Origin of the sequence: Rhodococcus sp. NBC_00297, assembly GCF_036173065.1 — a bacterium.
Classification (GTDB): Bacteria; Actinomycetota; Actinomycetes; order Mycobacteriales; family Mycobacteriaceae; genus Rhodococcoides.
The window spans coordinates 4,484,491-4,502,002 of the sequence record NZ_CP108041.1; the positions used below are offsets into that span (position 1 = coordinate 4,484,491).

Consider the following 17,512-nt stretch of genomic DNA (forward strand, 5'->3'; position numbering starts at 1 on the left):
CGACTGATGGGGGTCCGCGGCTCGATGCTCCGATACAGTCACGGCAGCCGACGAGGCGGATCGACGACCACGAGCGACGGACGAGGACCACATTCATGGCAGGACGGTTGCGGAATCGGCTGCTGAACACCGACACCGGACTCACGGATCGCCCCGACTTCGCACTGGTGGGTGTCCTGCGGATCCCGGAGTTCGAGCAGAGCCCCTGGCGGGCGATCTACCAGCGCATCATCATCGCGCTCGCCACGCTCTTCGTGGCCGCCATGGTCGTCTACGTGGACCGGGACGGGTACGCCGACAACCAGGACAATCAGCTGTCCTTCCTCGACGCTTTCTATTACACGACCGTGTCGCTGTCGACCACCGGCTACGGCGACATCGCGCCCATCACCCCGTCCGCGCGCCTGGTGAACATCCTGGTCATCACGCCGCTGCGCGTCTTCTTCCTGATCCTGCTCGTCGGCACCACCCTGTCAGTGCTCACCGAACGTTCGCGCCAGGCGTTCAAGATTCAGCGATGGAGGCGCAACGTGCGCAATCACACCGTGGTCGTCGGGTACGGCACGAAGGGTCGCACCGCGATCGCCGCGATGCTCGGAGACGGGGTGTCGGCCTCGGACATCGTGGTCGTCGACACCGATCAGTCGTCCCTGGACGCGGCGAGCAACCTGGGGCTGGTGACCGTGCAGGGCTCGGCCACCCGGTCGGACGTCCTGCGCCTGACCGGTGCTCAGTACGCCGCGTCGATCATCGTCGCGACCAACCGGGACGACACCGCCGTGCTGGTGACGCTCACGGCGCGGGAGATCGCGCCCAAGGCGAAGATCGTGGCCGCGGTGCGCGAGGCGGAGAACGTGCATCTCCTGCGCCAGTCGGGCGCCGATTCCGTGGTGGTCTCCTCGGAGACCGCCGGGCGACTGCTGGGCATCGCCACGACCACGCCGAGCGTCGTGGAGATGATGGAGGATCTGCTGACCCCCGAGGCGGGCTTCGCGATCGCCGAGCGCGAGGTCGAACGCGACGAGGTCGGCGGATCGCCCCGCCACCTGTCGGACATCGTGCTCGGTGTTGTCCGTGACGGTCGCCTGGTGCGGGTCGGTTCGCCCGAGGTCGATGCGATCGAGGCGGACGACAGACTGCTCTACATCCGACGCGTCTCCAACTGACCAGCCGCACTGCGGTGCACCGGATCTGCCGCCGTCGGACCCGGTCAGTAGGGTCGTGACGTGTCCTTCCGACTTCTGTCCGAGCCCATGCTCTCGCGTTCCCCGATCGACCGCGCCGAGGAATTGCGTCGCGACGACGCGGCACTCGCCGCAGGGTGGCCCACCGCACGGCTGTTGCGCGTGGACAGTCAGGGTCGCGTGCCGGTCGAGGACGGTCGAGTGGCGCTCGTACCGGCCGTCGACACGGCGGACTCGCCGCCGGAGGACGCGGTGTTCCTGGGAGTCGTCGACGACCACCACGTCTGGGCGGTCTCCGTCTCCGCACTCGCCGGCGAGGTGACGGATCTGCGGTCGTTCGGCGACGTCCTCACGGAGTCGTCGGCGGGGCTGGTCGTGACGGCGGTGGCGTTGTTGAACTGGCACCGGGCAGCCGCGTTCAGTGCGCGCGACGGATCACCGACCGTGCTCTCGTCGGCGGGGTGGTCCCGCACCAGCACGCTCACGGGCCACGAGGAGTGGCCTCGGTCCGACCCGGCGATCATCGTCCTCGTTCACGACGGGGCGGACCGCGTCCTCCTCGCACGCCAGCCGATGTGGCCGGAGCGTCGGATGTCGGTGCTCGCCGGTTTCGTGGAGGCGGGGGAGTCGCTCGAGACGTGCGTGAGCCGCGAGGTGGGCGAGGAGGTCGGTCTCGACGTGTCCGACATCACCTATCTCGGCAGTCAACCCTGGCCGTTCCCGCGCTCGGTGATGATCGGGTTCGCGGCGCGCGCGAACGCTGCACAACCGCTGTCGTTCAACGACGGTGAGATCGCGGAGGCGCGATGGTTCACCCGCGACGAGGTACGCACCGCCCTCGCCGCCGGGGACTGGAGCGGCTCGGAGGACGCTCCGCTCCTACTTCCGGGAAGCATCTCCATCGCCCGCGCGATGGTGGAGTCGTGGGCGGCGCTCGAGTCCTGACGAACGCGAGCGCCCGCGGCTCAGTTCAGGCCGATTGCCTTTTTGACCTGCGCGAGGCTGGGGTTGGTCGCAGTGGACCCGTCGGCGTACTTCAGAGTCGGCACGACGTGGTTTCCGTTGTTGACGCTTCCGACGAACTCGGCGGACGCGGGATCCTTCTCGATGTCGATCTCCGTGTAGGCGATGCCGTTCTCGTCGAGCTGCGTCTTGAGACGTCGGCAGTAGCCGCACCAGGTCGTCGAGTACATCGTCACTGCGGGCACGTGGGCTGTGTCTTTCTGCTGTGCTGTGGTCACGGAACTCTCAACGCGGAGTCATCGACGGTTGTTCCGATCGGGCGATGGGCGCGCCGGCGGTGTCGGTGCGGGCTGACATGATGGCCACGTGAACGACAGGGATGCGGTGGAGGGTCTCGACCCCGAACAGTCGGCCGCCGTGCTCGCTCCGCGAGGCCCCGTGTGTGTGCTCGCGGGTGCAGGAACCGGCAAGACCAGGACGATCACCCGTCGCATCGCCCACCTCGTCGCGGACGGGCACGTCAAGCCGAGTCAGGTCCTCGCCGTCACGTTCACCGCGCGGGCTGCGGGGGAGATGCGCGAACGGCTCCGCGTCCTCGGTATCCGGGGGCAGTCGTCCGACGGGCAGGTGCAGGCGCGCACGTTCCATGCCGCCGCGATGCGGCAGCTCAAGTACTTCTGGCCGCAGGTCGTGGGAAACACGGACTGGCGTCTGCTGGATCGCAAGTTCGGCGTCGTCGGGCAGGCCGCCTCTGCTGCCGGCGTCTCGACGTCCACCGACAGTGTCCGCGACCTGGCGGGTGAGATCGAGTGGGCCAAGGCCTCGCTGATCGCGCCCGAGGACTATCCGGCCGCCGCCGCGCGGCTGCACCGCGACACGCCGACCGACGCGGATCGTGTCGCCGCGGTCTACGAGGGTTACGAGGAACTCAAGAACCGCGATCCCGATGCTGTGCTCCTCGACTTCGACGATCTGCTGCTGCACACGGCGGCGGCGCTCGAGAACAGTCCGTCCGTCGCACAGGAGTTCCGCGAGCGGTACCGGTGCTTCGTCGTGGACGAGTACCAGGACGTCACTCCACTGCAGCAGCGTGTGTTGGACGCCTGGCTGGGCGATCGGGACGACCTGACGGTGGTCGGCGACGCCAACCAGACCATCTACTCCTTCACCGGGGCCACACCGCGGTTCCTGCTCGACTTCTCGCGGCGGTTCCCGGAGGCGACGGTGGTGCGCCTGGAGCGCGACTACCGGTCCACACCGGAGGTCGTCGGGCTCGCCAACAAGGTCATCGGCGCGGCGAAGGGGCGCATCGCGGGGACACGGCTCCAGCTCATCGGACAGCGCGCGGCGGGACCGGACCCCACCTTCGTGGAGTACGACGACGAGGCGTCCGAGGCCGCGGGAGTCGCGCGCACCATTCAACGGTTGATCCGTACCGGCACGGCGCCGTCCGAGATCGCTGTGCTCTATCGCATCAACGCTCATTCCGAGGCGCACGAGAAGGCGCTGACGGATCTGGCAATTCCGTATCAGATCCGCGGCGGCGAGAGCTTCTTCCAGCGGCAGGACGTCCGGTCGGCCGTCGCCGCCGTTCGGTCGAGCGCCGCCCGGGACGACCTGCCGTCCGACGCACGCAGCGGGGCCGGGCTGCCGCGGCTCGTGGAGGCGGTGCTGGCTCCCCTGGGACTGTCGGCGACGGAACCCAACGGTGCTCAGGCGCGGGAGAAGTGGGCTGCGTTGCGGGCTCTCGTCGCGCTGACCGAGGATCTCGTCGTCCAGATACCCGATCTCGATCTCGAGGGACTGGTGCGTGAGTTTGCGATGCGCGCGGAGGCTCGGCACCCTCCGGTGGTGGAGGGGGTGACGCTGGCGTCACTGCACGCCGCCAAGGGACTCGAATGGGACGCGGTCTTCCTCGTCGGTCTCACCGACGGCACGCTGCCCATCAGTCACGCTCTGGGAGACAACAACTCGTCGCCCGACGAGGCCGCGGTGGAGGAGGAGCGTCGCCTGTTGTACGTGGGTGTGACGCGCGCCAGGGAGCACCTCGAACTGTCCTGGGCGCTGGCCCGCAACGAGGGCGGTCGCAAGTCGCGTCGGCGTTCGCGGTTCCTGGTCGACCTGGTTCCCGAGTCGTCGCCCGCATCGCGCATCGCCGCACCCACCGTCCACAAGAAGCGGCCGGTCTGCCGTGTGTGCGGCAAGCCCGTCATCGGCACGGTGGCCACCATGCTCGGCCGGTGTGAGAACTGCCCGGCCGACGTCGACATCGCTCTGCTCGAATCCCTGCGGACCTGGCGGTCGGAGACGTCGAAAGCGCTCAAGGTTCCTGCCTACGTGGTCTTCAGCGACAACACGCTGACCGCCATCGCGGAGCAACGGCCACGCGATGATCGCGGGCTCGTCGCGATCCCGGGTATCGGGGCGAAGAAGCTCGAGCGGTTCGGAGCCGACGTCTTGGCGCTCGTCGACGCCCGTCTCTCCGCCACCGAGTGAGCGCATCTCCGCAGGTCGAAAAAGGGTTGTGCGGTCTGAGACAGCCGTTTACTGTGTATTTCGTACCGCGCGCCCCGTGAGGGTTTCCGGTGCGTGACCTGCTCGATTCCGACTCGCCGCCGAAGGAGGTGTCACCCGTGGAGATCTACACCACCGCAGCGCTTCTGCAGCAGAAGTCTGCCGTCTGCAGCACCGGCATGAACAAAGCCGGCGCAGGCGCAGTCGCCGAAGCAATCGCACTGAGCACGACCGGTTTCGGAGTGGCACCCTTGCCGCGCCGTCACCGCGAGCGCTGGGCGCATCGCGCATCCGTGGGCACCGGAGTCGATCGGGACATCACTCGATAGGCACCGCACAGCATTCCTTCGTCGAAGGCCACGGATTCGCACCTGCGAACCGTGGCCTTCGTCGTGGGACACCCCTCGACGCCGTTCACGGATCTCGCCAGATCTGTCGAGTTCGACACCACCGTGAATCGCAGCAGAAGAGGAGAACGACGTGTCACCCGCCACCACCCGGACGACATGCCGCACCGACGACACCACGACCGACCGGTCCGTGGCCGCCATCGACGACTTCGTCGCAGATCAGTTGCCGTGCCGCCGAGCCGATCCGGATCTCTGGTTCGCCGAGTCGCCCGACCGTCTCGAACGCGCCAAGCAGCTGTGCGCACACTGCCCCATCAGGTCGGGGTGCCTCGACGCGGCGCTCGACCGTGCCGAGCCGTGGGGAGTGTGGGGCGGCGAGATCTTCGATCAGGGAGTCGTCATCGCGCGCAAGCGGTCTCGCGGCCGTCCCCGCAAGAACCCGGTTTCACCCGCACCGTCCGTCGTCTGTGCTTGACGGTCGGTGCGGGTGTCGCCCGGCTACTCGGCGAACCCGGGCATCCACTCGGTGAGAATCGCCATGTACGGAGCATTCGCGTCGAGCTGGGCGCAGATGCCCACCGATCCCAGGAGAACGCGGAAGATCACCGCGTACCGCGGCGGCAGATTGAGGGACCGGGCCGTACGGAACTGCGGACCGTTGAAGTCCGCGGCCTTGCCTGCCGTGCCCTGCAGCCACTTTCGAGTGAAGTGGAACGACTCGGTCATGATCGGATCGGTGAAGGGGCGGAGATAGTCGGCGATCTCCTGCTCGGTGACCTCGCGGCCGGGAATCACGAATCCCGTCTCGCGCAGCAGTTCCGTCAGCTCGTCGAACTCCTCGTCGCGCGAGAGTCGCACCATCCGACCGAGTTCCGGGGGCAGACCGTCGGGGAGAGTGAGGCACGCACCGAAGTCGATGACGCCGAGCCTGCCGTCGGCGAGCAACTTGAAGTTGCCGGGGTGCGGATCGCCGTGGATGCGGCGGACGCGCTCCGCCGATTCGAAGTGGAAACGGGCCAGGTTCTCGCCGGCGGTGTTGCGCTGCTCCGCGGTTCCGGTGGCGATGACGGAGGAGAGGGACGTTCCTTCCATCCACTCCGTGATGACCACCTTGGGAGCACTCGCCACGACACGAGGCACGGCGAATCGCTCGTCCCCGTCGTAGACCGCGGCGAACGCACGCTGGTTCTCGCCTTCGATCCGGTAGTCGAGTTCCTCCTCCGTGCGCGCCGACATCTCGTCGAGGACGGCCTTCACGTCGGTACCCGGCACGATGGTGCCGAGGATGCCGACGAAACGCGACAGCGTCTTGAGGTCGGCCTTCAGCGCCTCGTCCGCACCCGGGTACTGGATCTTGACCGCCACGTCGCGACCGTCGGACCAGGTCGCTCGGTGCACCTGCCCGATGGAGGCCGACGCGGTGGCCGTGTCGTCGAAGTCGGAGATGCGCGAGCGCCACCCGGTGCCGAGCTGTTGATCCATCACCCGATGGACCGTCGCGATCGGCATCGGGGGCGCCTCGGCCTGCAGCTTGGTCAGCGCCTCGCGGTAGGGCTCTGCCATCTCCTCGGGTACGGCCGCCTCCATGACGCTGAGAGCCTGACCCAACTTCATCGCTCCGCCCTTGAGTTCGCCGAGGACGGCAAACATCTGCTGGGCGGCCTTGGCGCTGAGTTCGGCGTCGATCTCCGCACGATTTCCGCCCGCGAGTTTGCGTCCGAAGCCCATCGCTGCGCGGCCTGCCATCCCGAGGGGGATGCTGGCCAGCTTGGCTGTCCGGGCGGAACTGCTGCGGGGGATGTCGGGCATGACTCCATCATGTCTGACGATCGGCCGACGCGCCGCGACGGCCGAGACCCGGCCGCGCATCCGTGACACGTCACACCGTCCGTCACCGACGAGCGCAGGTGCACAACAGGTGACGCGGCCATCGTCGACGACGGGTGGCCGCGGCGACGAGGTCCACCTCCAGGCTGTGCCCGACGGTCATCGGTGCGGGCGAGTCCGCGTGTGCGTCGAGGAACTCGGTGACCTGCGCGACCGCGAACGCCGCGGTGGCGGCGATGGTGGCGCCGCTCGCGGACCCGACGGTGCCGAGTAGCTGCGCGGCGAGGTGCGGCCATTCCCGGTCGTAGTCGCACCGCGTCAGCTCGACGCACTCGAGGCAGGGCGTGTGTCCGGGCAGGACGAGCGGACCCACCACGCCGACGCCGTCGCGCAGCCGCACGGGAAGGTGCGGGATGCCGTCGTCCATGAGCACCCGGGAGACCTCGGGAGCACAGAGCACGGTGTCCGCCACGACCACGCAGTCGACGTCCGCGTGTCTGTGGGGGAGCGACACGTGCCGGCGCTGGACGCGGCCCGTCGAGGACAACCCGATGGACACCGCATCCGACAGGGGACCGCGTCCCAGAACGAGGACCGTGCGGACGGCGGACGACCGCGGACGACGACGTCCGAGCACGCCCAGTCGTTCGAGTTCGGCCTGCACCGCGGTGAGCACTGCCGCGTCCACGCCGAGTTCGGCTGCACGCCAGTAGACGTCGGGTATCGACCGTCGTCCGTCCAGGAGACGCAGCACCGAGGCCATGACGGCCGGTGTCACGCCGTCCGGCGGGGTGAGGACCACCCGGCGCTCGGGATGCCAGCCGACCTGCAGCCGACCGTCTCGGCGCACGAGGAGCGTGACCGACTCGGCCAGGTGCGGGAGGCCGTCCCGGTCGGCGCGCGTGCGGGCGATCTCGGGCGAGCTCGCGTGGCGTGTCTCCGTCATGCGCAGACGATGGCACGCCCCACACTGCGGACGGGGGTGTCTCGCGCCGTTTGTCCACAGGCGTTCGGCGCTCCGACCTGCGATCCAGTCACGCGGGCGCCGGGAAGTCCCAGGTCGGCGGAATCAGACGGGGGCGGGGCCCTCGTCGTCTCCCTCGGCCTTCTTCTCGGCCGCGCGCTTGCGCTCGAACTCCTCGAGCTGCGCGATGGGGTCGTCGAAGGACCCGGTGTCCCCGCCCACGATGCGACCGATGAAGGACGACGAGTCGTCGAGGTCCGCGGTGTCGGGCAGCAGATCGGGGTGGGCCCACACACCGTCGCGGCCGTCGATACCCGCAGCGTCGGTCAGTCGACGCCACAGATCGGCTGCTTCACGCACCTTGCGCGGCCGCAATTCGAGGCCGATGAGCGTCGCGAAGGTCTGCTCGGCCGGGCCGCCGGACGCGCGACGGCGCCGCATCGTCTCCGACAGCGCGGACGCTCCCGGCAGCCGCTCGCCCAGAGCGGTGGTCACCACCGTGTCCACCCACCCCTCGACGAGGGCCAGCAATGTCTCGAGGCGCTCCAGGGCCGCCTTCTGCTCCGGGGTCGTCTGCGGCTCGAACGCACCCTGCTGCAGGATCTTCTCCAGCTGGCTCGGGTCGGTGAGCGCGGACGGATCGATACCGCGGGCCGCCTCCTCGATGGCACCGAAGTCCATCCGGATGCCGCGCGCGTACTCCTCGACGGTGGCCAGAACGCGCTGACGCAGCCACGGCACGTGCGAGTAGAGACGGTGGTGGGCGACCTCGCGCGCGGCCAGGAACACCAGCACCTCGCGCTCGGGCAGCTCGGTGCCCTCGCTGAACACCGCGACGGCGTCGGGAAGCAGCGCCGCAGTGTCCGAGGGGCCGAGCGGCAGGCCGATGTCGGTCGAGGTGAGGACCTCCTTGGCGAGCTGGCCCAGGGCCTGGCCCAGCTGTGAGCCGAACGCCATACCGCCCATCTGACCGAGCATGCCGATCATCGGACCGACCATCTGTTGCGCCTCCGGCGGCAACGCGGAGGTCCACATGCCGGAGATCTGCTCGGCGACGGGATCGCACAACCGCTTCCACGTGTCGAGCGTGTTGTCCAACCATTCCTGCGGAGTCCACGCCTCGGTGCGTACCGCGCCGGCCGGGAGGATGGTGGCCTCGTTCAGCCACTGCTCCGCCAGGTGCGCCGCGTCGACGACGGCGGACTTCGACCCCTCCCGCACGGGGGTGGTGGACCCGATCTGCTGGAGGGCCAGCTTCTTCGCCAGGTCGTAGTTCACCGGTCCGGACGTGGCACCGGATCCCATCCCGCTGAACATCTGACCCATCTGCGTGAACATCTGGCCGAGCGCCGCCGGATCGAAACCCTCGGCGCCGAAACCGAATCCGCCGGCACCACCTCCGGGCGTGCCGGAGCCGCCGCTCGACCCCTCGTTCTTGTCCGGGTCGTCGTCGGAATTGGAGAATCCGAAAGGCGTGTTGGTCATGGTTCAACGGTACAAGCCGAACACGGGTTCGGCGGCGATGCCGAGTGCGCCGAGCGCGAACACAGCGACGCCACGGGCGACGTCGACGCGTCTCCCCGACAGCGCTGACGGTGTCGTTCTCTACTGTGGTGACGTGAATCGAAGGATCGCGACGCTCCTGGTCGCTCTGTTGCCGGTGGTCGTCCTCGGAGTTCTGGGATCTGCGGTCACCGTTCCGTTCGCGGCCCTAGGGCCCGGACCGACGTTCGACACCCTCGGTGAGGTGGACGGCAAGCCCGTCGTGGACGTCCAGGGCACCGACGTCGATCGGCCGTCCGGCCACCTGAACATGACGACCGTGGCGGTGCGGGACGAGTTGACGGTGTTCGACGCCCTCGGCCTCTGGCTCAGCGGCAGGCAGGGGCTGGTCCCGCGCGACGAGATCTACCCGCCCGATCGCAGCCGAGAAGAGGTCGAGAACGCCAACCAGGCCGACTTCGCGGAATCCGAGGACAGTGCGGAACTCGCAGCCCTGGATCACCTCGGACTGCCCACGGTGCTCACGGTCGCGCAGATCGGCGACGACAGCCCCGCGGCGGGCGTCCTCGAGGAGGGTGACCGAGTGACCGCGATCGACGGCGCGCCCGTGTCCACTGTGGCCGACGTCCAGAAGGCCGTCGGTGCCGTGAATCCCGGCACGACCATCTCGGTGGACGTCACGCGGGACGGCGCGACGACGACGGAGAACGTCACCGTCGCCGCCCGTCCGGACGACGCCGAGCGCGGCTATCTCGGCATCACCCCGGAGGAGACACCGGACGTGCCGTTCACCGTGGAGTTCAATCTCGCCGACGTCGGCGGCCCGTCCGCCGGACTGATGTTCTCGCTGGCGGTGGTGGACAAGCTCAGTCCCGGCGACCTCAGCGGCGGTGCCTTCGTCGCCGGCACGGGAACGATCGACGCCGACGGCGCTGTGGGTCCCATCGGCGGCATCCCGTACAAGTTGGTCGCCGCACGCGAGGCCGGCGCGACGATCTTCCTCGTTCCCGCGGACAACTGCGCCGAGGCGGCGCCGCGGACGCCGGAGGGGCTACGCCTGGTGAAGGTCACGAGCCTGGACGATGCGATCGGGTCGCTCGACGCTCTGGCCGGTGGGGGAGACGCCCCGTCCTGCTCGTGACGATCCGGGTGCGAACGTCAGTAGTCCTCGTCCTCGGGATCCGCGTCGAGCGTGGCGTGCAGCGCCGCGACGACGTTCGGCGCCAGGTTCTCGTAGGTCAGTAGCTCCGGCGCCTCGTCGAAACTGCTGTCGTCCTCGTTCTCGGGACGCAGCTGCAGCAGGGCGATGGACGGACCGTCCCGAAGTACGGCGACGATGAGCCGCCCGTCGCGCCGGTCGGGGTGCTCCTCGGCCGTGAGGCGCGCGGCCTGGTCCGCCGCGTCGCGATCCGCCAGGAGCGGAGCGAGGGCGCTGTCGAGATCCGATTCGGCCTCGGGCGGCAGAACGACGATCTCCTCGACCAGTGCGCACCCGGCGACCGACGCCGGCCAGGTGGTCGTGCCGAGGAACTCGTCGAGCGCGTGCGATCCGCCCGCGACGTCGGCGGGCAACCGCTCCTGGGCGACAGGGGTCAGGTCGGCGCCGTCCTCGAGCTGGTCGAGCAGGCTGGGCTCCGCGGCCGCCAGATCCTCGGTCGGGACCAACGCGAACAACTGAGGCCCCTGGTCCCACCCGCCGGCGTCCACGTAGTCGACGACCTCGCGCACACAGCGGGCGAGGGCGCGTTCGGCGCGGGCGTCCCCGGATTCGGGATCGAACCACTCGCTCCCGGTCACGATGCATCCTCGTTGTCACTCACCGCTCCATCCTCGCATCGAGGGCTAGAGTCGTGGACGTCGCCACGGCGGGACACTCCGCGTTCGAGGGTGTCCGTACAGTGGTCGAAAACGGACATGTGGTGTCGTCACGGTGGTGTCACGAGGCGACGGCGCGCGAGATCTTGGAGTGTGGCACGTGGGCATGAGGCCCCCAACCGGTTTACCGTCGTTGTCGAGACGGAGCCGTACGTTACTGGTCCTGGCGTTGGTTCTGGCCGCGCTGTTGCTCATCGGTCCCCGGTTGGTGGACACGTACACGGACTGGTTGTGGTTCGGGGAGGTCGGTTTCCGCAACGTCTTCACGACGGTGCTCCTCACTCGCGTGATCACGTTCCTCGTCGTCGCTCTGCTGGTGGGCGGCACGGTGTTCGGTGCACTCACCGTCGCCTACCGGTCGCGTCCGGTCTTCGTGCCCACGGCCGGACCGAACGATCCCATCGCTCGCTACCGCACCACCGTCATGTCGCGTCTGCGCGTGTTCGGTATCGGCATCCCGGTCGTCATCGGCCTGCTCTCCGGCCTTGTCGCACAGGGCAATTGGGTCACGGTGCAGATGTTCCTGCACGGTGGATCCTTCGGCGTGCAGGATCCGCAGTTCAACCTGGACGTCGGCTTCTACGCCTTCGATCTGCCGTTCTACCGGTCGATCCTCAACTGGCTCTTCGTCGCCGTCGTCATCGCCTTCTTCGCGGCACTGGTCACGCACTACATCTTCGGCGGCCTGCGCCTCAGCGGCCGCGAGGGTGCGCTGACCAAGTCGGCGCGCATCCAGTTGGCCGTGCTCGCCGGCACCTTCGTCGTCCTCAAGGCGGTGGCGTACTGGTTCGATCGTTACGCACTCTTGTCGAGCAGCCGTAAGGAGCCCACGTTCACGGGCCCCGGCTTCACCGACATCAACGCCGTCCTGCCCGCGAAGCTCATCCTGCTGGCCATCGCTGTCATCTGTGCGGGTGCCTTCTTCGCGGCGATCTTCCTGCGCGATCTGCGGATCCCGGCACTCGCCACCGCGCTTCTCGTCCTGTCGTCGATTCTCGTCGGCGCCGTCTGGCCGTTGGTCGTCGAGCAGTTCTCGGTGCGCCCCAACGCTGCCGACAAGGAGCGGGCGTACATCGAACGGAACATCGAGGCCACCCGAGCCGCCTACGGCATCACGGACGACACCGTGACCTACGAGGACTACACGGGCGTCGGTTCCGCGTCGCCTCGGGACGTCCCCGCGGACCAGACCACCATCGCCAACACCCGTCTGCTCGATCCGAACGTGCTCTCGCGCACCTTCACCCAGCAGCAGCAGCTCAAGAACTTCTACGGGTTCCCGTCCACGTTGGACGTCGACCGCTACGAGATCGACGGGCAGCTCCAGGACTACATCGTCGCGGCGCGTGAGCTGTCTCCCAACAGCCTCACCGGCAACCAGACCGACTGGATCAACCGCCACACGGTGTACACGCACGGCAACGGTTTCGTGGCGGCCCCGGCCAACCGCGTGAACGCCGCCGTGCAGGACGCGACGAGCACCGAGTCGAACAGCAACTCCGGGTACCCGATCTACACCGTCAGCGACCTCGCGTCGCAGGCCGCGGACGACCAGGTCATCCCGGTGGAGCAGCCCCGCATCTACTACGGCGAGGTCATCGCGTCGTCCAACCCCGACTACGCCATCGTCGGTGGCAGCGAAGGCTCGGACGGCCGCGAGTACGACACCGACACCTCGCGCTACACCTACACCGGTTCGGGTGGCGTCAGCATCGGCAACTGGTTCAACCGGTTGGCGTTCGCGGCGAAGTACACCGAACGCAACATCCTCTTCTCGGGCGCCATCGGCGACGACTCGAAGATCATCTTCAACCGCGATCCTCGTGAGCGCGTGCAGAAGGTCGCACCGTGGCTGACCGCGGACGGCAACTCCTACCCGGCCGTGGTCGGTGGAAAGATCGTCTGGATCGTCGACGCGTACACAACGCTGGACCAGTACCCCTACGCGCAGCGCAGTTCGCTCGAGGGACTGGTGCAGGACAGCATCGACGCCAACACCGGTCGACTGCTTCCGCGTGACGAGGTGTCCTACATCCGCAACTCGGTCAAGGCCACCGTCGACGCCTACGACGGGTCGGTGAACCTGTACCAGGTGGACGACAACGATCCCGTCCTCGCCGCGTGGATGGGCGCGTTCCCGGGTGCGGTCCAGCCCGAGTCGGCGATCTCCGACGAACTGCGTCAGCACTTCCGCTACCCCGAGGACCTGTTCAAGGTCCAGCGCGAGATGCTCGCCAAGTACCACGTCAACGATCCCGGCGAGTTCTTCACCAACAATGCGTTCTGGTCGGTCCCCAGCGACCCGACCGTCGAGGGTGGCACCAACCTCAACCAGCCGCCGTACTACGTCCTGATCGGTGATCCGGACACGGGCCAGCCGTCGTTCAGGTTGACCAGTGCGATGGTGGGCTTCAACCGAGAGCTGTTGTCCGCGTACATCTCCGTGCGCTCCGATCCGGAGGGTTACGGCGAGTTCACGGTGCTGCAGTTGCCCACCGACACGCAGACTCAGGGTCCGCAGCAGGCGCAGAACTCCATGACGTCGGACACCCGTGTGGCGTCGGACCGAACGCTGCTGCAGCAGTCCAACAGGATCCAGTACGGCAACCTGCTGACACTGCCCATCGCCAACGGCGGAATCCTGTACGTCGAGCCGCTGTACACCGAGCGCAACACGACGAACACCTCCACGTTCCCGCAGTTGTCCCGCGTACTCGTGAGCTATCGCGAGCCGGGTGCGGGCGGCGGTGTCCGCGTCGGGTACGCGGCGACGCTGGCCGAGGCACTGGACCAGGTGTTCGGCTCCGGTACGGGCAGCGTGGCGACCGCGCCGGGCGGTGAGGCGACAGAGCCGCAGCCGGACAACGGCTCGTCGACCGGCACCACCTCGGCACCCACCGAGGGGTCTGCCACCACGCCTCCGTCCACGTCGGCCGCACCCGCTGCGCCCGTCGACCGGACGGCCGCGGTGAACAACCTCAACAGTGCGCTGGCAGCAGTGCGGACCGCGCAGCAGTCGGGTGACTTCGCCCAGCTCGGTACCGCGTTCGACAACCTGCAGCGCGCGATCGACCAGTACAACAGCACCGGGGGATAGTCGGCCCGGTAGTCACGACCGAAGCCCCGTCACTCGTCACGAGTGGCGGGGCTTCGTCGTGAGCGCGGGTCGTTGTGTTCGGGTCGTTGCGCGCAGGTTCCAGCGCCCCGCACGCGTTGCCGCCGGCGGGTGGGGGTGTGCGGCTTGTGCGACGTGTGCGGATGGCAGTGGTGGTATCGGGGAGCCGGGTTGCGGGGGAGCCGCTGCGTCGACCCGCACGGGTTCCAGCGCCCCGCACGCGTTGTCGCCGGCGGGTGGGGGTGCGCGGCTAAGGAAACGTGTGCGGATCGCCTGCGCCGACGACGGGGCCGGGGCGTGGCCGGGTGTGGGGGAGCCGCGTCGACCCGCACGGATTCCAGCACCCCGCACCCCTTCCCGCCTGCTGGAGGGGGTGTGAGCCCCGAGCACAGGGTGCAGATCGCGTCGCGGGGCCGGTGCGGCGACACCAGGGCCCCAGCAGACGCCCCGCACACGACGAAGCGGGCGCACCCGATGATCGGGTGCGCCCGCTTCGGACGTTCGAGAGGATGCTCTAGCGAGCGAGGCCCGCGAGGACGCCGGAGTTGGCGGCCACGAAGTCCTGGTACTGCTGGCCGACGCCGTACTGCTGGGCCAGTGCTGCGCCCTGCTCGACGACGGACTGCACGGGTGCCGGTGCGGCGGGTGCAGCAGGCGCGGGAGCGGGTGCCGGCGCGGGCGCCTCGGCGACCGACGTGGTGCCCGACGAGAGGTACTGGCCGCAGGTGGGCCATGCGCCGACGCCCTGGGTCGCGAGAACGTTCTCGGCGACGCGGATCTGCTCGGCCTTGGAGGCGCTGGACGCGGTGCCGGAGCCGCCGTTGGCCGCCCAGGTGCTCTGCGAGAACTGTAGGCCACCGTAGTAGCCGTTGCCGGTGTTGATGCCCCAGTTGCCGCCGCTCTCGCACTGTGCGACGCCGTCCCAGTTGTGGGCGGGTGCTGCGGAGGCGGTTCCGGTGCTCAGGACGAGCGGTGCGGCGACGACGGCGCCGGTGACGGCGGCCCATCCGAGCGCGCGGGTGGTGAAGTTACGTGCAGTGGTCATGCGGGGTAGATCCTCTCAGCGCTGGTCGACGTGAGCGCGCAGGCGAGTGACGCCTGCATTCGCTCGAATCCCTGCCCCCATCGAGTCGGGTCTCCGATCCCGCGGGGCAGAAGAATCCAGCGGCGGGTCGGCCTGGCCCTTGTTTCGGGCCGAGCGCGACGGTAACGAAACAATCACGAGCCGTCACCCGGCCCTCCGGCGAGGTCGGAAACGGGCGAGATGGTGGGTTTGTGACATCTCTGCAGGTCATGACGGATGACAACCGTCTCGTGTCCTCTTCGTGACCCCATCGTTATGTGAGGGGGAACACGGGTGAAAAGAGACCGCGGTCACCCTCCGAGGCTCGATCTCGTTGCTCAGCAGGCGATTTGCAATTCACCGACGCCGTCCGGTAACTTCTTGTTCAGCAAGAACGCAGTACAGCTTGCACCGCAGACGGAGCCGAAAGGTTCTCGATGCTGACGCGGGGTGGAGCAGCTCGGTAGCTCGCTGGGCTCATAACCCAGAGGTCGCAGGTTCAAATCCTGTCCCCGCTACCACCACGAAAGGCCCGACAGTCTCAGACTGTCGGGCCTTTTGCGTTGCCGCAGACACCGGCGTCGACTCGATCGGATCAGAGCGACGTCGGTGCCTGGTGCTCAGTGAGAGACGTCGGGATCCGCCGACGTCATGCCCGTGCTGGGCGCGTCGTTCTCGTCGACGTCCCCGCCGGCGTCCGTACGGTCCCCCGAGTCGTCCGTCTCGTCCAGATCGACGGCGTCCGCACCCTCGAGGTGGGTGAGGCCCACCTCGGCCTCCGCGACGAGGCCCTTGGCTTTGTCCTCGATCTTCTTCGCCCAGTCCGACATGGCAGTCTCCCTCGTGTTCGCCGTGCTTCGTCCGTTCCAGCTTGCCAGAACCGCAGAAAGGCCCGGCACATGTGCCGGGCCTTTCTCAGGGTCGTGTGGCCGTCACTTCAGCTCGGCGGACGTCTTCCCGAGCACGCGGCGAGCCACGATCAGCTGCTGGATCTGCTGGGTGCCCTCGAAGATGTCGAGGATCTTCGAGTCGCGTGACCACTTCTCGAGCAGCAGGTGCTCGGAGAAGCCGAGCGTGCCGGCCAGTTCCACCGCCTTGAGCGTGATGTCGGTGGCGCTACGGCCTGCCTTCGCCTTGGACATCGACGCCTGCAGCGAGTTGGGCTCCTTGTTGTCCGCCATCCACGCAGCGCGGAGAGCGAGCAGGTAAGCAGCCTCCCAGTCGGCCTCGAGCCGGATGTACTCCGCAGCAGCGGCCGACTGGCTGTAGGTGGCAGCGTCGTAATCGATGACCACTCCGGCGTCGGTCAGGATCGACCGGAGCTCCTCGAGCGCTGCACGGGCGACTCCGATGGCCATGCCGGCGACCAGAGGACGGGTGTTGTCGAACGTCTGCATGACGCCGGCGAAGCCCTTGTCCGTGTCGACGTCCGGGGAACCCAGGAGGTTGTCCTTCGGGATGCGGCAGTTGTCGAGGAGCAGGGCTGCGGTGTCGGACGCCTTGATTCCCAGCTTGTGCTCGAGGCGTGCGACGGACAGGCCCGGCGCGTCCCGCGGGACGACGAAGGACTTGATCGCGGCGCGGCCCTTGGTCTTGTCGACGGTGGCCCACACGACGATGTGCGTGGAGCGCTCGCCGGCCGTGACGTAGATCTTCTCGCCGTTGAGGACCCACTCGTCACCGTCGAGTACCGCGGTGGTGCTCACGGCGGCCGAGTCGGAACCGAACGAGGGCTCGGTGATGGCCATCGAGGCCCACACCTTGCCGAAGCGCTCGAGCTGCTCGTCGGTGGCGACGGCGGCGATGGCGGAGTTGCCGAGGCCCTGGTACGGGATGGACAGGGTCAGACCCACGTCGCCCCAGCAGGTCTCGATGACGTTGACCAGAGCGGACATGTTGCCGCCGTTGGCATTTGCGGTCTTGCTCGGCTTCGGAGCGTCGCCCTTGGCCTCACGGCCGCCCTTGGCGCCGCCGATCTCACCGCCGGCGTCGCTCATGCCCTCGATCATGGCGGCCATGGTGTCGAGCTCGACCGGGTAGGCGTGCTCCGCCAGGTCGTACTTGCGCGACACGGGGCGCATGATCTCGGCCGCGACCTGGTGAGCCTGGTTGGCCGACGCCCTGAGCTTGCGAGGAAGTTCGAGATTGATCATG

General features: G+C 68.3%; 15 protein-coding genes and 1 tRNA gene. 8 read left to right on the forward strand and 8 right to left on the reverse strand.

All coding sequences use genetic code 11. From position 1 onward, the window contains the following. Positions 1–95: 95 nt before the first annotated feature. On the forward strand, positions 96–1,166 hold the full coding sequence (locus OG947_RS21125; RefSeq protein WP_027506830.1) for a potassium channel family protein: 1,071 nt from the start codon (positions 96–98) through the stop codon (positions 1,164–1,166). Between the two features lie 87 nt (positions 1,167–1,253). Further along, positions 1,254–2,129 (forward strand): NAD(+) diphosphatase, encoded by an 876-nt coding sequence (gene nudC / locus OG947_RS21130; RefSeq protein ID WP_328814083.1) that lies wholly within the window; start codon positions 1,254–1,256, stop codon positions 2,127–2,129. Between the two features lie 20 nt (positions 2,130–2,149). On the opposite strand, the gene OG947_RS21135 is transcribed toward nudC, so the two are convergent. After that, positions 2,150–2,377 (reverse strand): mycoredoxin, encoded by a 228-nt coding sequence (locus OG947_RS21135; protein WP_037186837.1) that lies wholly within the window; start codon positions 2,375–2,377, stop codon positions 2,150–2,152. A 136-nt stretch (positions 2,378–2,513) separates the two neighbouring features. Between OG947_RS21135 and OG947_RS21140 the strand changes: the two genes are divergently transcribed. From OG947_RS21140 to OG947_RS21150, 3 genes are all read left to right on the forward strand, one after another. Then, positions 2,514–4,643 carry an ATP-dependent DNA helicase UvrD2 gene (locus OG947_RS21140; RefSeq protein WP_328812810.1) on the forward strand — a complete coding sequence of 710 codons (2,130 nt, stop codon included), beginning with the start codon at positions 2,514–2,516 and terminating at the stop codon, positions 4,641–4,643. A gap of 89 nt (positions 4,644–4,732) precedes the next feature. Beyond that, entirely contained in the window at positions 4,733–4,990 is a 258-nt protein-coding gene (locus tag OG947_RS21145; RefSeq protein ID WP_222647049.1) for a hypothetical protein, read from the forward strand. 151 nt (positions 4,991–5,141) lie between these two features. After that, complete coding sequence (locus OG947_RS21150; RefSeq protein WP_155957109.1) at positions 5,142–5,486, forward strand: WhiB family transcriptional regulator; 345 nt, start codon at positions 5,142–5,144, stop codon at positions 5,484–5,486. 23 nt (positions 5,487–5,509) lie between these two features. Here OG947_RS21150 and OG947_RS21155 read toward each other — a convergent pair whose 3' ends face one another. The 3 genes from OG947_RS21155 to OG947_RS21165 form a co-directional block, all read right to left on the reverse strand. Continuing rightward, a complete protein-coding gene (locus tag OG947_RS21155; protein ID WP_328812811.1) occupies positions 5,510–6,820 on the reverse strand; it encodes an ABC1 kinase family protein in 1,311 nt (436 codons plus the stop codon). Between the two features lie 82 nt (positions 6,821–6,902). Then, a complete protein-coding gene (locus OG947_RS21160) occupies positions 6,903–7,784 on the reverse strand; it encodes a hypothetical protein (RefSeq protein WP_328812812.1) in 882 nt (293 codons plus the stop codon). Between the two features lie 123 nt (positions 7,785–7,907). Next, entirely contained in the window at positions 7,908–9,287 is a 1,380-nt protein-coding gene (locus OG947_RS21165) for a zinc-dependent metalloprotease (protein WP_328812813.1), read from the reverse strand. Positions 9,288–9,420: 133 nt separating this feature from the next. On the opposite strand from OG947_RS21165, the gene OG947_RS21170 reads away from it, so the two are divergent. Beyond that, positions 9,421–10,446 carry a YlbL family protein gene (locus OG947_RS21170; RefSeq protein ID WP_328812814.1) on the forward strand — a complete coding sequence of 342 codons (1,026 nt, stop codon included), beginning with the start codon at positions 9,421–9,423 and terminating at the stop codon, positions 10,444–10,446. A gap of 17 nt (positions 10,447–10,463) precedes the next feature. On the opposite strand, the gene OG947_RS21175 is transcribed toward OG947_RS21170, so the two are convergent. Then, the gene (locus tag OG947_RS21175; RefSeq protein ID WP_231476446.1) at positions 10,464–11,102 is read right to left on the reverse strand and encodes a PPA1309 family protein; all 639 of its coding nucleotides are present in this window, start codon (positions 11,100–11,102) and stop codon (positions 10,464–10,466) included. A gap of 178 nt (positions 11,103–11,280) precedes the next feature. Between OG947_RS21175 and OG947_RS21180 the strand changes: the two genes are divergently transcribed. Then, positions 11,281–14,277: a UPF0182 family protein gene (locus OG947_RS21180; protein WP_328812815.1), complete on the forward strand. Its 2,997-nt coding sequence runs from the start codon at positions 11,281–11,283 to the stop codon at positions 14,275–14,277. Between the two features lie 532 nt (positions 14,278–14,809). On the opposite strand, the gene OG947_RS21185 is transcribed toward OG947_RS21180, so the two are convergent. Then, the gene (locus OG947_RS21185; RefSeq protein ID WP_222628530.1) at positions 14,810–15,340 is read right to left on the reverse strand and encodes a transglycosylase family protein; all 531 of its coding nucleotides are present in this window, start codon (positions 15,338–15,340) and stop codon (positions 14,810–14,812) included. Positions 15,341–15,802: 462 nt separating this feature from the next. Between OG947_RS21185 and OG947_RS21190 the strand changes: the two genes are divergently transcribed. After that, positions 15,803–15,879: transfer RNA gene (locus OG947_RS21190), tRNA-Met, on the forward strand. A gap of 99 nt (positions 15,880–15,978) precedes the next feature. Here OG947_RS21190 and OG947_RS21195 read toward each other — a convergent pair. Next, a complete protein-coding gene (locus OG947_RS21195; RefSeq protein WP_328812816.1) occupies positions 15,979–16,188 on the reverse strand; it encodes a hypothetical protein in 210 nt (69 codons plus the stop codon). A gap of 102 nt (positions 16,189–16,290) precedes the next feature. Next, entirely contained in the window at positions 16,291–17,511 is a 1,221-nt protein-coding gene (locus OG947_RS21200) for an acyl-CoA dehydrogenase family protein (RefSeq protein ID WP_056447862.1), read from the reverse strand. Between the last annotated feature and the right edge of the window lies 1 nt (position 17,512).

What these genes read in the sequence shown, in the direction of transcription:
- nudC (WP_328814083.1), top strand. Translation starts at nt 1,254, where the DNA reads ATGCTCTCGCGTTCCCCGATCGACCGCGCCGAGGAATTGCGTCGCGAC.
- OG947_RS21160 (WP_328812812.1), bottom strand. Translation starts at nt 7,784, where the DNA reads ATGACGGAGACACGCCACGCGAGCTCGCCCGAGATCGCCCGCACGCGC.
- OG947_RS21185 (WP_222628530.1), bottom strand. Translation starts at nt 15,340, where the DNA reads ATGACCACTGCACGTAACTTCACCACCCGCGCGCTCGGATGGGCCGCC.
- OG947_RS21135 (WP_037186837.1), bottom strand. Translation starts at nt 2,377, where the DNA reads ATGTACTCGACGACCTGGTGCGGCTACTGCCGACGTCTCAAGACGCAG.
- OG947_RS21125 (WP_027506830.1), top strand. Translation starts at nt 96, where the DNA reads ATGGCAGGACGGTTGCGGAATCGGCTGCTGAACACCGACACCGGACTC.
- OG947_RS21195 (WP_328812816.1), bottom strand. Translation starts at nt 16,188, where the DNA reads ATGTCGGACTGGGCGAAGAAGATCGAGGACAAAGCCAAGGGCCTCGTC.
- OG947_RS21200 (WP_056447862.1), bottom strand. Translation starts at nt 17,511, where the DNA reads ATGATCAATCTCGAACTTCCTCGCAAGCTCAGGGCGTCGGCCAACCAG.
- OG947_RS21165 (WP_328812813.1), bottom strand. Translation starts at nt 9,287, where the DNA reads ATGACCAACACGCCTTTCGGATTCTCCAATTCCGACGACGACCCGGAC.
- OG947_RS21155 (WP_328812811.1), bottom strand. Translation starts at nt 6,820, where the DNA reads ATGCCCGACATCCCCCGCAGCAGTTCCGCCCGGACAGCCAAGCTGGCC.